The organism is Metabacillus herbersteinensis, assembly GCF_042433335.1.
GTDB classification, from domain to species: Bacteria; Bacillota; Bacilli; order Bacillales; family Bacillaceae; genus Metabacillus; species Metabacillus herbersteinensis.
Genome location: NZ_JBHLVO010000021.1, coordinates 40,516 through 54,057, shown reverse-complemented (window position 1 = coordinate 54,057; position 13,542 = coordinate 40,516). Strand labels below are relative to the sequence as shown.

The following is a 13,542-nucleotide window of genomic DNA, read 5'->3' as shown; positions in this document are numbered from 1 at the left end:
TGCAATGATAAAAGAAGAAACTAAATCGGCATAAGCTTTACTTGTGATTTCACCTTCTTCCCTATGTTATACTAGTTGAGGAAATTATTATGGGGGAGAGACCATGAAAAAACTATTTACCACAGTACTTTTACTAACGTTACTCGTCATCATTTCAGCATGTAACAAAGGGCCAACTGCTGAGGAGCGATTCTCTGAATATATTGCACTATGGAATGATGAAAAATTTTCTGAGATGTATGATCGTCTATCCGCAACTACGAAGGAAAGTGTATCTAAAGATGAGTTTGTTGAACGGTACGAAGTGATTTATGAAGCCATTTCAGCAAGTGAATTGAAAGTTACATATGAGAAAGCAGAGGAAGAAGTTGAGCCTGATGATAATGGTCAGGTAAAGTTGCCTTTTTCATTGAGCATGGAATCAGTAGCGGGGCCAATTTCTTTTGATCAAGAGGTAACGTTGATCGAAGAAGAAACCGAAGAGGATAAGAACTGGAACGTAAACTGGACACCTGCAATGATTTTTCCACAGCTGAAAGAGGGAGAAGATGTAAGAGTTACTTCAGGTCAGCCTGTTCGAGGACAAATTTTTGATCGAAACGAACAAGGTCTTGCAGTGAACGGAACGGTTAATGAAATAGGTGTGGACCCAGGTAAACTAGGTGAAAATGAAGCTGATACGATTCAAAAATTAGCACAGTTACTCCAATTAGAAGTCGAAGAAATTGAGTCAAAACTGAATCAGTCTTGGGTTAAGGATGGGGTTTTTGTTCCAATTAAAAAAATAAGTCCTGATAATCGTGAACTTTTAGAAAAACTAATTGCTTTACCAGGTGTACAAAAGCAAAATAGTCAATCACGTTATTATCCACTTGGCGAGGCGGGGGCCCACTTAATTGGCTACACTGGTAGCATTACGGCAGAACAGCTAGAAGAGTTAAAAGATAAAGGATATAGTAGCTCATCAAAGATCGGTAAAGCAGGTCTTGAGCAAGTCTATGAGGATCGTTTAAAGGGTGAAGTTGGATTTAAGATCTTCATTGAGCAATCTCAAGAAGTAATTGCGGAGAAGGCTCCAGTCGATGGTGAAAATGTAACCTTAACGATTGATCTTAATACCCAAAAAACAATTTATGAACAGCTCAAAGGTGACGCAGGCACTGCTGTTGCCCTGCACCCGAAAACGGGAGAAACACTTGCGATGGTAAGTAGTCCCGCCTATGATCCAAATGAATTTGTCTTCGGAATGTCTGGAACAAAATACGATGAGCTAGCGAACAATCCTCTTCAACCGTTGAGAGCAAGGTTCAACAAAACGTTTTCACCAGGCTCGGCTATTAAACCTTTAACAGCGGCAATTGGTTTAAAGACAGAGACGATTACGCCTGCTGATGTAAAAACGATCAAAGGTAAGACATGGAAAAAAGACTCGAGCTGGGGCAATTATTTTGTCACAAGAGTTTCTAGCGATGTCGAGCAAGTGAATTTACACGATGCACTGATCTACTCAGATAATATCTATTTTGCTCAGCTAGCATTAGATATCGGTAAAGAGAAGTTCACAGAAGGAATGCAACAGTTTGGATTTGGAGAAGAAATCGACTATGTCTTCCCAACCGAAAAGTCTACGATAGCAAACGAAGATTTATCAAGTGAACAGCTTCTCGCAGATTCTGGCTTTGGGCAAGGACAGGTTCAAATGAGTCCGTTGCATCTTGCTGCGACGTATACAACATTTCTAAATGAAGGAAGTATGCTGAAGCCTTATTTGGAAAAAAAGGATAATGTAGAACCGATTAATTGGCATGCAGTAGTACCATCTGTCACTGCTAGTACAATTCTAGATGATTTAAAACAAGTAGTCGAAAACCCTAACGGAACAGCAAATGACCCAAAATTACCAGGTATCGCACTGGCTGGGAAAACAGGAACGGCTGAATTAAAGCAAACCAAAGAAGAAGACGGCAAGGAAAACGGCTGGTTTGTCGCAGTAAACACAGATGATCCAAGCTTGTTAATTGCGATGATGGTTGAAGATGTGAAGGATCGTCGTGGCAGTCATTATGTTGTACCAAAAGTGAAAACATCATTTGAACAATTAATGCAGTAAAAGCGGGCTTAGCTCGCTTTTTTTTTGTGGTTAAATACATAAATAGGGTGGGTTTTCTGAAAGATAGTAGTGAAGTTCATAGGGGGTTTTTATATGAATGTTGCATTTAAGGCCGTTATTATGATTTTTGTAGGAGTTTTCTTGCTTAGAATCGCTGGGAGAAAATCGATCAGTCAAATGACTGTGGCACAAACCGTCATTATGATTTCGATTGGTTCTATTATCATTCAACCATTTATTGAAAACAACGTTTGGAAAACAATTTTAGCAGCTGCCATTTTCATTGGCTTTCTAGTGCTCATGGAATTTTTGCAAGTTCGGTTTAATTTTTTTGAAAAATTACTAACAGGAAAAGCTGTTGTAGTGATTGAAAATGGAGTTGTGAATGAAAACAACTTAAAAAAATTAAGGTTTACAGTTGATCAACTAGAAATGCGTTTAAGACAAAATGGGATAACAGATTTCAAAAAAATCAAGTTGGCAACGCTTGAACCGAATGGCCAGATCGGTTATGAGTGGATGCCGAGCGCACAGCCAGTAACTGTAGGGGACCTTGAACGGATTTTTGAAAAGTTAGGCTACCATATCCCACAACAAGCATCGTCAGCACCAAATTTATTTGATGAGGTTAAGAATAAGGGACATGAAAAAGATGTACCAAAACACCTAAAATAAAGGAGCGAGGAGATAACTCCATACTCCTTCAATCCTGCGAATAGCCAACATCTTTATCAGGATGCATAAAAGGAACACCAGTTGGCCTTTTCTTTTCCTCGATTAATTCGCGGTTCTCACTCGTGTTCCAACCAATATCATTTGTCGGATGAACCCACTGATCTCCAGACATAATCTCTGGATCAATCTCATCACTCCACTGATTTAAAGGAGATTGCTTCGAATTATAAAAGCTATCACCGATCGTAACTCCATACTCGTTAATGAACGGCTTTTCCATCTTAACCCCAGTACCCTTCCAAGAAGGAGAATTAATTTGATGGGGCAGAGTCTCGTCTAAAGAAAACTCATCTTTTTTGCTCATTTTCCAGCCTCTCTTCCATGCTATTTTATTTCAGGACCATTTTTAGTAGTATTTCCAAAGAAAATATCTTTATGAAGAATTGATTTTTATGAAAAGTTGAATACTAAAAAGAGGTGATAAATATGGAGCAAAAAGAATTTCCTGTTGCACATTTGAATGAGCATCAACTGCAGACACTTCAGCAAATTGAAGATAGCCTTCGTGCTGAAACTGGAGAAGAGATTGTGTTAATTGCCTATGAACATAAGGATAACTAAAAAGAAATGGTGCCTTACCACTTAGCGGGGAAAGGCACCATTTTACATTAATAAGACCTTGAACAATTGCGCAAAATAGTCGTGTACGACATTTTACTACTTGAGGGGGAACCATTTTGAAACGTAAAGTAGCGAAAAACCAAGCAGAAAAGCATACTAAAACACCTACAGAGAGTCTTCCCGATGCAGAATTTGCAGCAGAATTCAACCATGAAAATCCGATGAAGGCTGCAAACCGTAATTCGAAAAAAGGCAAACAAGGGAAGTCAAAATAACGATGACAAAAAAACACGTAAAAAGTAAAGATATCCAAAATCATAAAAAACCGACTCATAAAGACTTACTTCAAGAAGAGTTTGGAAGTGAAACGGGCGACGTAAACTCTTCAAAAATTTATGACCTCTTGTCGAAAGATAATGAGAAGAAAGAAAAGAAAGAAAACAAACGTAAGAAATAACAAGAAAACCGCTTGGATGCTATAAATGTCCAAGCGGTTTTTTTATGAGAATAAAATTGACATGAAACCAAATGGTGTTATAATACAAAAGTGAAACCAAAAGGTTACATATAAAAAGAGGAGAATTAACATTGGAAAAAAGTAAACTAAACAGCCTACAAAATATTAATCAAACCGTTATTCTCAAAGCACCTATTCAAAAAGTTTGGGATACAGTTTCAACTTCTCAAGGAATTGAATCATGGTTCATGCCTAATGACTTTCAAGCAGAATTAGGACATGAGTTTCATTTGCAATCACCCTTTGGTCCATCTCCGTGCAAAGTAATAGAATTGGATGCTCCTAATCGACTTTCTTTTACGTGGGACACAGAGGGTTGGGTTGTTTCGTTTTTGTTAAAAGACTTGGATGACAAGACAGAGTTTACGTTAATTCATAGTGGATGGAAAGAAGATGACGTGGTTCTTCCGAAAGCAAACGAGAAGAGCTCCGTTATTCGTGACCGAATGAATAACGGTTGGGTAGGTATTGTTCATAGTCTGCAAAAAGTTGTTGAAAACTAAATGGCTCAATCAGCACAAAAGCATGATGTTTTTCAGGCTATTGCTGATCCAACTCGGAGAGAAGTACTTCGATTACTTGCAGAAAAAGAATTACCGATTTCAGAGATTAGTTCACATTTTCCGATAAGTCGTACAGCTGTCGCCAAACACCTACATATCCTTTCTGAAGCTGAACTAGTTAGTGGAAGAAAGGTTGGTAGAGAAAAACGTTATCGGTTACAGCCAGAGCCTTTAACGGAATTAAAGCATTGGCTTTCCTTTTACGAACAATTTTGGAATAACAAATTGTCAATTCTTAAACATATCGTTGAAAATAAAGAAGAGTGATTGGTGCATAGTCCCTGATTACTAAAGTGAATTGGGGACAGGCACCTTCTATACTTCGACAATTCTTCGTGTAAATAGTGAAGTTGTTAGGCCAACTGTAAGAATTGTAATAATGGACAAAAGAAGAGTTTCGGTTGAAAATAAAAAACCTCCCATTATAATGACAATAAAATCAATGATAAATATCAAGATGCCAACATTAACACCTGTTTTGTCTGAAAGAAATTGAGCTAGTAAATCTGTTCCACCAGTACTCGTCCGGAATTTAAGCATAATCCCGATTCCCAAGCCCACAAACAGGCCACCCAAAATTGAGCTAAGAGCGGCATCAATTGGAAGCAAAGCGTCAAAAGGCTTCACTACATCAATTAAAATAGAAGAAACTAACATTCCGTGTAAACTATTATAAAAATAATCCTTATACTTAAACCATGCGAGTATGAAAATAGGGACACTTAAAATGATAATTGCAAATCCTGCGTTCACTCCCCATAAATACTTCACAATAAGGCCAATCCCAATAATCCCGCCATCAAGAACTCTGTAGGGCACGAGGAAAAAATTGATCCCCATCGCTAATAATAAACTACCGATAACAATAACAAGTCCTTTTCTAATAAAGAACACCGCCACTCCCCCTACAACTGGACATGTTTATAGTCTATGTGCAGTGGGGAAAAACATGTGAAAGGGAATCGAAATTGTATGTTCTTCCAACAATGGGTTTGTTCCTCAGACAGGTTAGTGCATACCATTATAGATGAAGGCACAATTTAAGAGGAAAGGTAAGGACACGATACCTAACGTGAACGTTAAACTTAATGACAGGATCAATTGAAAAAGAGGAGGTGTGTGGGGTCGTATCAGTGTTATTTGACAATGATAAGACAGCCCAATTCATGACGACAATATTTAATTTAATGTTGATAGCTGTGTTAATTGCGTTAACTGGATTTTTTGTGGCAACTGAATTTGCGATTGTAAAGGTAAGAGGTTCGAAAATTGATCAATTAATTGCAGAAGGAAAAAAAGGTTCAGTAGCTGCAAAAAGGGTTATCACTCACCTTGATGAATATTTATCAGCCTGTCAATTAGGAATTACTGTGACAGCGCTAGGTCTTGGTTGGTTAGGTGAACCTACTGTTGAAAAGCTCCTACTTCCTTTGTTTATCCGATATGAGTTAAGCGAGTCAGTTTCCCATATATTATCCTTTGGTATTGCTTTTGCACTAGTCACGTATTTACACGTCGTCGTGGGAGAGCTTGCACCAAAGACGGTTGCGATTCAAAAAGCTGAGGCTGTAACCCTTCTTTTCGCAGGCCCAATTATATTGTTCTACAAAATCATGTATCCATTTATTTGGGTACTCAATGGTTCTGCACGCCTGCTCGTCGGACTGTTTGGGTTAAAACCAGCTTCAGAGCATGATCTCGCACACTCAGAGGAAGAACTTCGTATTTTGTTATCTGAAAGCTTTAAAAGTGGAGAAATTAATCAAAATGAGTTAAAATATGTTAATAATATCTTTGAATTTGATGATCGCATTGCAAAAGAAATCATGGTTCCAAGAACAGAGATTGTTATCATACCTATTGATTTTACAATTGAAGAAGTCGTCGAACTGATCCGAGAAGAACATTATACTCGTTACCCTGTTGTTAATGGTGATAAAGATAATATTTTAGGTTTAATTAACATTAAAGAGCTTTTAACTGTTAAAATAATGAAAGAGCCATTAACAGATGAACTAAACTTAGAATCATTTATTAAGCCGATTATTCGCGTAATTGAATCCATTGCGATTCATGATTTGTTAGTCAAAATGCAAAAAGAACGAACTCATATGGCTATTCTTATTGATGAGTATGGTGGGACGTCAGGTCTAGTAACGGTAGAGGACATTCTTGAAGAAATTGTTGGTGAGATTCGTGATGAATTTGATGCTGACGAAGTTGCTGAAGTTCGTAAGCTAAAAGATCACCACTTTATTTTCAACGCTAAAGTATTGATTAACGAAGTAAATGACTTACTAGGTACAGATTTATCAAATGAAGATGTTGATACAATTGGTGGCTGGTTTCTAACAGAAAAGATTGATACTAAACTTGATGATACAATAGAAGAGCAAGGTTTTTTATTTAAGGTCAAAGCCATTGATGGACATCACATCCAATTCATTGAAGTGTGTAAGTCTTGATAAAGCTCTATTCATGTAGAGCTTTTTTGTATAAAGAAATTCAGTAAATAAAGAGGAGAAACAAATGAACGGTCAACATACAAAGATGGATACCTTTAAAAAATTCATCTTAAATAATAAATTTGTCTTATTTTTAATGGTTTTATTATTAATTGGATTAAATATTTTGGTACTAATGAAGGTATCGTTTATTTTCACTCCAATTGAAGTGTTAATTAAAACCGTATTACTGCCGATCATTTTGGCAGCTGTTGTTTTTTATTTATTAAATCCAATCGTCAACTATCTAGAAGGCTGGAAAATTAGACGAGTTTATTCAATTATTTCCTTGTTTATCATAATCATTGGATTGCTCACGATTTTAATTGTCTCGGTTATTCCTTTTTTAAGAGAACAAGTCATGAGCTTAATCATTAGTTTTCCTCAATATGCACGTGATGTAGAGGCACTTACAAAAGATGTACTTGGCAGTCAGTTTGTGAACCAAGCACAGCAAACTTTAAATATTAATATCCAAGATTTTTCAGATAAAATATCTGAACAGGCTACAGCTTTAATTGATAGCACTTTCACTGGTTTGGGAAATATTGTTGTGGCAGTGAAGGACTTTATTTTAGCACTTATAACCCTCCCTTTTATTCTGTTTTATTTATTAAAAGATGGTAAAAAGCTTCCAGCTTATTTTTTGAATTTTATCCCAATTAACTTACGCGACCACACATTCACGGTGATGCAAGAAATGAATAATCGAATTAGTTCCTATATTCGAGGTCAAATTATTGTAAGCTTTTGTATAGGGTTTTTACTTTTTATTGGCTTTTTGATAATTGATTTGGAATATGCTTCTTTACTGGCTTTAATTGCAGCTTTTACGAGTATTGTCCCATATCTTGGACCAGCCATTGCGATCACCCCAGCGTTAATTATTGCAATTGTAACTTCACCACTTATGTTACTCAAGCTAATCATCGTTTGGACAGTTGTTCAATTAATTGAAGGGAAATTCATATCGCCACAAATCATGGGTAGAAACCTACACATCCACCCAATCACAATTATCTTCGTGATTTTAACAGCGGGTAATCTCTTTGGAATCGCGGGAATCATCCTAGCAGTACCAGGATATGCCATCCTAAAAGTCATCGCCGTGCATTTGTTTGAATGGTTTAAACTTCGTAGTAATTTGTATGAAAAAGAAGACAGGGAACTTGATAAATAGTATTAAAATGACTTCCAAAACAAGTGATCTTTCAGGTTGCTTGTTTTTTATTTGTATTTTTTTACAAAAAAAGGATTCACTCCTAGATACAGCGAACCAATATAAGGATGCTTGAGAAGTACTAGTGCAAATAAAGAGATTCTCGAGCAAATATCAGGATTCTCGTGTATATATCCTGCTTTCGTAGTTATCCAAAACAACATTTTAAAAGGAAGTGCTGAACTTGAACTACCACATAAAACAGGCAACAGAGTCCGACATGGAATTTCTATGGGAGATGCTCTATCAAGCGATACATGTACAAGAGGGACAGCCGCGTCCGTCGCGGGACATTTTAAAGGATCCCAATATTTCAAGAGAACTAAGCAATTGGGGGAGAGCTGAAGACAAAGCTATACTTGCAATAGACGATCAAGACAAACCATTAGGTGCGGGTTGGATTCGACTTTTTGACGAAACGAACCAAACGTATGGCTATTTAGATAATGAAACACCCGTTGTTGGAGGTTTAGCCATTTTACCAGAATACCGCGGCAAAGGAATTGGGACTAAGCTACTTAAAGCTTTGATGAATGAAGCAAGAGTCGCAGGTTTTAAGAGTATCTCTTTAAGTGTTGATCCTACTAATTCAGCACTTCATTTGTATGAGAAATTTGGGTTTAAAAAAGAGGGGATAAATGGAACATCATGGGATATGAGAGCGATGTTGAGAGGAGAATTTTAAATTTTTTGGAACATACGTTCTTACCTGTGGTATAATGATTATATAAAGTTTATAAGAAATAGGTGAATGGAATTGAACGGAACAGCACACACAGCATTGGGAGCAGCAACAGGATTCGTTGTAGCAAATTTCTATCAAACTGATCCGTCAACGACCGCAATTTTAGTAGGAGTTGGGTCGATAGCAGGGTTAATCCCTGACATGGACATTGATGGAAAGCTAAGCAACAAAATTACATTCTCTCACGAAATTGTTCGATCAGTGGCACAAAGTATTGGATTTTTGATGATTCTTTATAGCTTTTTTGAAGGTATAGGACAACAGAAGTGGCTTGGAATTGGAGTAGGAATTGGCATTATAGTGATTTCTTCGTTCATTAAACAGAGGCATATGCTGACTATAACAGGGGCTGGAGTACTAGCTGGTGGGATTTCACTACAAGAAAGCTGGTTACTATTGTTAGGGATTTATATTATACTAGCTTCTTTTGTCGCACATAGAAGCTACACTCATTCAGTAGTCGGACTACTTTTCTTCGGATTCATTGCGTATCAATGTCAGGAATCACTTGGTATAACCGGACTCTTCGCAACATGTCTAGCAGGATACGTGAGTCACATTGTAGCGGATATGAAGGTATTACCATTTAATAAACGAGGAGTAAAATTGTTGTTACCTTTTTCGAAAATGGAGATTTGATGATCAGTTTTCATTATATTTATAGGAAAAACTCCTTCTGTATTGGTAAAATAAAGAAATAGGAACGTATAAAAGGGAGTGATGAAAATGGTAAAAGCTTTAATCTTTGATTTCGATGGAACAATTGCAGACACACTACCATCCCTGGGGGTTTATCTATGATCAAGTATCCATTATTAACAAAGGGCGCAACTATAGGCGTTACTGCACCTTCATCTGGTGTGCCAATTGAGTTGCATGATATCTTAAAGCTTGCAATTAAAAGAATGGAAAACAAAGGACATACCGTTTTGTGTGGAGATACTGTATGGACGCAGAACAAGGCAAAATCAGCTCCTGCCAAACAGCGTGCTGAGGAATTTAATAAGATGATGGAAGACGAAAATGTTTCAATCCTGATCCCTCCATGGGGCGGTGAATTATTAATTGAAATGCTTGAATATGTGAACTATGAAACTATGAAGGAAAAGTGGATTTTAGGTTATTCGGATACAAGTGCTTTACTGTTAGCTATCACTTTAAAGACGGGTCTAGCCACTGCAAATGGCACGAATTTGGTGGATTTACGAGGTGAATATTCAGATCCAACGACAGCAAAGTGGCAAGCAGTTCTCTCAACTCATGTTGGTGAAAAGGTGATCCAAACTTCCTCTGAAAAATATCAAAAAGAATGGCAACACACTAATCCATCATCATGTATATTCCATTTAACCGAACAAACATATTGGAGAACAGCTTCAACTAAAAGTGTAATAGTCGAAGGCAGACTACTTGGTGGTTGCATTGATATTATCAGACACTTAATTGGCACACCTTATGGAGATGTCAGAACGTTTTCTAAAGAGAGACTGAATCAGGGACCAATTTTGTGGTATTTTGAAAACTGTGAATTATCAACAACAGATCTACGCAGAACATTGGTTCAAATGAAGTTAGCAGGTTGGTTTGAAAATTGTTCTGGTGTGATGTTTGGTAGAAGTAATGCTAATCAAACTGTCGAAAATTATACGATTGAGGATGTTTATAAAGAACTCTCAAATGAACTTCAAATTCCAGTTATATATGATATTGATTGTGGTCACTTACCTCCGCAAATCACCTTTGTAAATGGAGCTTATGCAGAAGTTATTATTGAAGATGGAAAAGGGACAGTTACTCAGTATTTCAACTAATCAATTCGATAAATTACGATCGATTTTTTTGAGAAGGAGAATATTAAATGATCGAGTTAAATAAGAAGATTGCGATTGTAACAGGTGCAAGCCGGGATCAAGGAATCGGCGCAGCCATCTGCCGTGAACTAGCAGGCAAAGGTTTAGATCTATTTTATACTCACTTTTCCAGCTACGATAAAATGATTGATTATGAGGACGTACAGGGAAATTGGTCGACTTTATTTACCGAAGAATTAAAAGGTTTTGGAGTCAGAGTAGAAGACATGGAGTTAGATTTAGCGGATCCTGATGCACCGTTTAAACTTTTGAAAGAAGTGGAATCTAAGCTAGGGACACCGTCTATATTAGTTAATAACGCTACTTATTGTGTTCCAGTAGGATTTCGAGACTTACAAAGCTCAGTTTTAGATGAACATTATGCTGTTAACGTTAGAGGTACCTGTATGTTATCAGGATGCTGCTCGCCTAATATCATTTTTAGCAAGTGATGATGCACAATGGATTACTGGACAAATTATTCATTCGGATGGTGGGTTTTGGGATTAAATGGAGTTTTTTAAAAAGTCTATAACGATTTTGGTTTTTGGTAAATATTATTTCACTCATTGGACAAACTTTCTTCAGGAGGGATTCCAATGAGAAATCAACTTGAAAAAACCATACTAAGGTTCTTGTTAGTATTCGGCATTGTAACTTTTTTTAACCTAATCAGAAAACCTCCAGTGAAGGACTGGCTAATCATATTCCTCATTAAGGGTTATATCTCTTCCATTCTTGATAAGTTACTTGTTCGCAAAGGTTACATTGACTACCCGGTTAAGCTCTTCAAATCCTTTGACATTAGCTTTATTTTTGACTATTTGTTATTTCCTGTCACATGTGTTTACTTTAATCAGTTCACTAAAGCATCAACTCTTCCTGGAATAATTGCAAAACTCTTTGCATTCAGCATTCCAATGGCCATCATTGAACATATCCTAGAAAAAAAGACCAAGCTAATAAGCTTTAAAAAGGGCTGGAATACATATCGTAGTTTCATAACTGTAAATATAACTTTTATACTTGTTCGTATTCTCATTGGAGTTATTAGAAAAGCAGATAATACACCTGTTCCAGAAAACAGATAGGGGATTATTTCATTGCTAAGGAAAGATTTTATCTAAATTCTATATGAATATATAAAACATAAAATAATATTGAATCAAATAATAAAGTTAACTTACTCTCAAATTAACTAATAGCAGTTTTCTAAAAATGAGAGCTGCTTCAGGTCTACGTCAATACTTGAAAACAAATAAGAGTAGGATTACCCTTTATAAACTTCCATACTAATTTTATATAAAAAACTAAAGTTTTTGAAACTTTTATAAGCCTTTTCTGTCTATATGAATGTGAGAATTTAGTTCATTTGGTAAAGGAGGCTTTTTCATGGAAAGTATCAGTCGATTTATCTTGTTCATAGATAATTATTTTTTGTTAAGTAGTTTTAGTAAAACAATTATTCAGTGGAGTTTAACTGCACTTATCCTCTTTTCATTGCTGACCCTAATATTCAAAAAAACGCCAAAACCAACTTTCACTTTGTACATAGGTTTTGCAGTGCGTATTGCGCTTCTTATCGGAATTTCTATTGAAATGTTCCATCAAGTGAAAGTAACTGAGTTAACTGAGCTATATTATAACAAAACCCCTTCTTATAGGCAGTTTCTTCACTTTATGTTTTTTGGTTATATCATTGTTTCTGGTTTTTATTATATGATCACGTTGAACCAGAAAAAGTACAAAGGCTTGTTCTATACCTTTGATATTGCCATTCTGACCATGCCAATTCTCCAATTGCTGACTAGCTTCATTATTAATGTACGTAAGGAGGGTTTCCTCCTGGATGATTTTGTGGTGCTCCTTATTATTTTGCTCGTTACGAGTACGCTTATTTACTTGTTCTTTGTAAGCTATTGGAAAAAGAGACTTAAGTTTATTGTTCCGTTTTATCTAGTGATTTTTTTCTGTTTACTTTTTCAATTCAGTAGTCTTGTTATAGGTACAGGCATACTTGAATTTGTAGAGGTCGTTAATCTCTATCTTTTTCTTGGGTTATTAATGACGTATCATCTACTCAACACTTCTGAGAATAAGTTTGTCTACCAGGGTAAAAAACCATTTGTCGTGGTCTTAACAATTATTTTTGTAATCCTTGTCAATCCATTTTATAACATTGGTAATCTCGCCCTTGCTACAACAAATGCTGAAGTGAAATTACGCTATTATCAATCTACTGATCTCGTTACGTTGAGTGAAGCAGAAGAAATAGCAGAAATCAGTACGGGAGATGACGATTTTTTCTTAAGGCAAAACGCACATGAAGATTTCCATAATCGCTACTTTTTTGAATCGGAAAATTATACAGTAGATGTAGACGGAGTTTCTGAAGCTGTGATGAATCTTCATCGTAAAACGGATCCAATGGGAAGAAAACTTCAAAAAGAAGAATATGTTACAAAATCTAAAAAATTGCTTCAATCCATTGGAAGAACGTTAAAAGAAGAACAATTGCATATAGAGGCTTCCAAAAAAGGTGACACAGTTGAGGTTAAGATGTTACCTAAAGTAACGGACGGTAGTACTTTGAAAGATCAGTGGGGAACCGTGTTTGTTTGGGAGAAGGAATCTCTAATTGAATTTCATGAAAAAGTTATTCTTTATCCGTTAGAATCGTTGAAAAATGTTGCATTAACTGATGAGGATATCGCAAAAAAATAGATCAATTCTACTCA

The 13,542-nt window shown here is 36.3% G+C and carries 16 protein-coding genes and 1 pseudogene; 15 read left to right on the top strand and 2 right to left on the bottom strand.

Annotation, left to right across the window (positions count from 1 at the left end; genetic code table 11):
- The first annotated feature begins 103 nt into the window (after positions 1–103).
- Entirely contained in the window at positions 104–2,110 is a 2,007-nt protein-coding gene (locus ACFFIX_RS19305) for a penicillin-binding transpeptidase domain-containing protein (protein ID WP_378936911.1), read from the top strand.
- Between the two features lie 93 nt (positions 2,111–2,203).
- Positions 2,204–2,785 (top strand): DUF421 domain-containing protein, encoded by a 582-nt coding sequence (locus tag ACFFIX_RS19300; protein WP_378936909.1) that lies wholly within the window; start codon positions 2,204–2,206, stop codon positions 2,783–2,785.
- 28 nt (positions 2,786–2,813) lie between these two features.
- Here the strand turns inward: ACFFIX_RS19300 and ACFFIX_RS19295 are convergent, their stop codons facing one another.
- Positions 2,814–3,149, bottom strand: coding sequence for a DUF3905 domain-containing protein (locus ACFFIX_RS19295; protein ID WP_378936907.1), 336 nt, complete (start codon positions 3,147–3,149; stop codon positions 2,814–2,816).
- A gap of 122 nt (positions 3,150–3,271) precedes the next feature.
- Between ACFFIX_RS19295 and ACFFIX_RS19290 the strand changes: the two genes are divergently transcribed.
- From ACFFIX_RS19290 to ACFFIX_RS19270, 5 genes are all read left to right on the top strand, one after another.
- Positions 3,272–3,406, top strand: a complete 135-nt coding sequence (locus tag ACFFIX_RS19290) for a hypothetical protein (protein WP_378936905.1) — start codon at positions 3,272–3,274, stop codon at positions 3,404–3,406.
- Between the two features lie 113 nt (positions 3,407–3,519).
- Complete coding sequence (ykzP, locus tag ACFFIX_RS19285) at positions 3,520–3,681, top strand: protein YkzP (protein ID WP_512700174.1); 162 nt, start codon at positions 3,520–3,522, stop codon at positions 3,679–3,681.
- A 2-nt stretch (positions 3,682–3,683) separates the two neighbouring features.
- Complete coding sequence (ykzE, locus tag ACFFIX_RS19280; protein WP_378936901.1) at positions 3,684–3,863, top strand: protein YkzE; 180 nt, start codon at positions 3,684–3,686, stop codon at positions 3,861–3,863.
- A gap of 131 nt (positions 3,864–3,994) precedes the next feature.
- Entirely contained in the window at positions 3,995–4,426 is a 432-nt protein-coding gene (locus tag ACFFIX_RS19275; RefSeq protein WP_378936899.1) for an SRPBCC family protein, read from the top strand.
- Complete coding sequence (locus tag ACFFIX_RS19270) at positions 4,427–4,753, top strand: ArsR/SmtB family transcription factor (RefSeq protein ID WP_378936897.1); 327 nt, start codon at positions 4,427–4,429, stop codon at positions 4,751–4,753.
- 48 nt (positions 4,754–4,801) lie between these two features.
- On the opposite strand, the gene ACFFIX_RS19265 is transcribed toward ACFFIX_RS19270, so the two are convergent.
- Positions 4,802–5,380: a YitT family protein gene (locus tag ACFFIX_RS19265; protein WP_378936895.1), complete on the bottom strand. Its 579-nt coding sequence runs from the start codon at positions 5,378–5,380 to the stop codon at positions 4,802–4,804.
- A gap of 272 nt (positions 5,381–5,652) precedes the next feature.
- Between ACFFIX_RS19265 and ACFFIX_RS19260 the strand changes: the two genes are divergently transcribed.
- The 8 genes and pseudogenes from ACFFIX_RS19260 (at position 5,653) to ACFFIX_RS19225 (ending at position 13,528) form a co-directional block, all read left to right on the top strand.
- Positions 5,653–6,951, top strand: coding sequence for a hemolysin family protein (locus ACFFIX_RS19260; protein ID WP_378936964.1), 1,299 nt, complete (start codon positions 5,653–5,655; stop codon positions 6,949–6,951).
- Positions 6,952–7,015: 64 nt separating this feature from the next.
- Positions 7,016–8,170: an AI-2E family transporter gene (locus ACFFIX_RS19255; RefSeq protein WP_378936893.1), complete on the top strand. Its 1,155-nt coding sequence runs from the start codon at positions 7,016–7,018 to the stop codon at positions 8,168–8,170.
- 223 nt (positions 8,171–8,393) lie between these two features.
- Positions 8,394–8,894, top strand: coding sequence for a GNAT family N-acetyltransferase (locus tag ACFFIX_RS19250; protein ID WP_378936891.1), 501 nt, complete (start codon positions 8,394–8,396; stop codon positions 8,892–8,894).
- A 72-nt stretch (positions 8,895–8,966) separates the two neighbouring features.
- Positions 8,967–9,593, top strand: coding sequence for a metal-dependent hydrolase (locus ACFFIX_RS19245; protein WP_378936889.1), 627 nt, complete (start codon positions 8,967–8,969; stop codon positions 9,591–9,593).
- Between the two features lie 158 nt (positions 9,594–9,751).
- Positions 9,752–10,765, top strand: coding sequence for a S66 family peptidase (locus tag ACFFIX_RS19240; protein ID WP_378936887.1), 1,014 nt, complete (start codon positions 9,752–9,754; stop codon positions 10,763–10,765).
- 47 nt (positions 10,766–10,812) lie between these two features.
- A pseudogene (locus tag ACFFIX_RS19235) lies at positions 10,813–11,314 on the top strand (SDR family oxidoreductase).
- 89 nt (positions 11,315–11,403) lie between these two features.
- Entirely contained in the window at positions 11,404–11,895 is a 492-nt protein-coding gene (locus ACFFIX_RS19230) for a CBO0543 family protein (protein WP_378936885.1), read from the top strand.
- Positions 11,896–12,196: 301 nt separating this feature from the next.
- The gene (locus tag ACFFIX_RS19225) at positions 12,197–13,528 is read left to right on the top strand and encodes a hypothetical protein (RefSeq protein ID WP_378936883.1); all 1,332 of its coding nucleotides are present in this window, start codon (positions 12,197–12,199) and stop codon (positions 13,526–13,528) included.
- Positions 13,529–13,542 lie beyond the last annotated feature (14 nt).